1 protein-coding gene is annotated in these 1,290 nt (G+C 49.1%); it reads right to left on the bottom strand.

The genetic code is table 11. The annotated features are described in order from the left end of the window. A partial coding sequence (locus ASJ81_RS12910) for a 4Fe-4S dicluster domain-containing protein (RefSeq protein ID WP_141241719.1) occupies positions 1-1,290 on the bottom strand: 1,290 nt, incomplete at both ends.

Below are 1,290 nucleotides of genomic sequence, written 5' to 3'. Positions count from 1 at the left end.
AGTACGGTGCTGGTGGGATGTTCATCTCTGAGCCGTCTCTGGCATCATAGGCCTTCCACTTGGATTCGTCATAGTTTTTGGCAATCAGGGCTCTCCTGTACTTGGAACCGTGGGGGCCGAGCACTGCAGGGATACCATAGATATTACATCCTGTACCTATTGAAGCAGCCTTCTGTGAGTATCCACCCCAGGCAAGTCCGCATGCACCTACACGGGTGAGAGTATAGTCCGCAATTTCAGCAAGGTTTCCTGCCAGGTTTCTCTGAGCAAAGATTCCGGCAACTTTCTCGGCAGCCCCACTGATGTGTGCGTTGGACACACAAGAACCGGTGTTAAGCAGTCCACCACCTGCGAATGTACCTGGGTACCTTTCGTAAAGTGTTTTGCCTTCTTCATCCTTGTACATACCGATGTCCATTGCAGAACACCCGCTTACAGCCAGGAGGTAGTTTCTCTTCAGGAACTCTTCAGCAATTAGGTAGACATCTTTAGTACCGCTCGGGTAATTCGGGCATCCGATGATAGCGATGATACCAGGAGTAGTTCCCATAACAAGGTTCAGGCCTTCTTTCCTGATTTCTGCGTCACTTGCCTGCCCTCTGCCAGCTCTGACCAATCCTTTCTCTTCGCTGATGGCTTTTTGTGCAGCCTTCTCAATTACATTAACTATTGGGATTTCTTTCTTACAGACCTGTTCGCAACGGCGGCACCCTATACAGATGTCGTGAAGAGCTTCGAGATACTCATAGCTTCCCTTCTCTGCATATTCAAGAGCTTCTGGGATATCCAGCTCTTCTGGGCATGCAAGCCTGCATTCTCCACACTTGACACACTTGTCTACGTATGCTTTAAATTCTTCATCAGTCGGAATTGCTGTTATGCCTTCTGCGTCACGGATTGGAGCCATTACCTCTGCAATCTTCGGGACGAGCTCTCCTAGCTTATCGTAGTCAAGCATTACACAACCCGGAATTGCTCCTGACTTTATCTCCTCAACTATTGAATCCACATCTGCGTCTGTACGGTCTGGCAAACCCATCAGGATTTTTTCGTTGGAAGCGATCACAGGGATCTTGAGTTTCTGGGACTCGGATAAAACATCACCACGGACGCACTGTTCGTCGACAACAATAACATCAGGCATTCCGGAGCGGATAACCTTCAGTTCTTTAGCCAGAGACCCTACGATCTTGGCGTATGGAGCTCTCCTGTCGGCCTCCTTGTACCTGGTCATATCGAATGCGGTACAGCAAAGCCCGGCAATTTCCATCTTGTCGACCAGGTTGTTAT

It is taken from the genome of Methanosarcina spelaei, assembly GCF_002287235.1.
In the GTDB taxonomy this organism is placed as follows: Archaea; Halobacteriota; Methanosarcinia; order Methanosarcinales; family Methanosarcinaceae; genus Methanosarcina; species Methanosarcina spelaei.
Note: the sequence above shows the minus strand (reverse complement) of the source record. Positions and strands in the feature narration are given on the sequence as shown.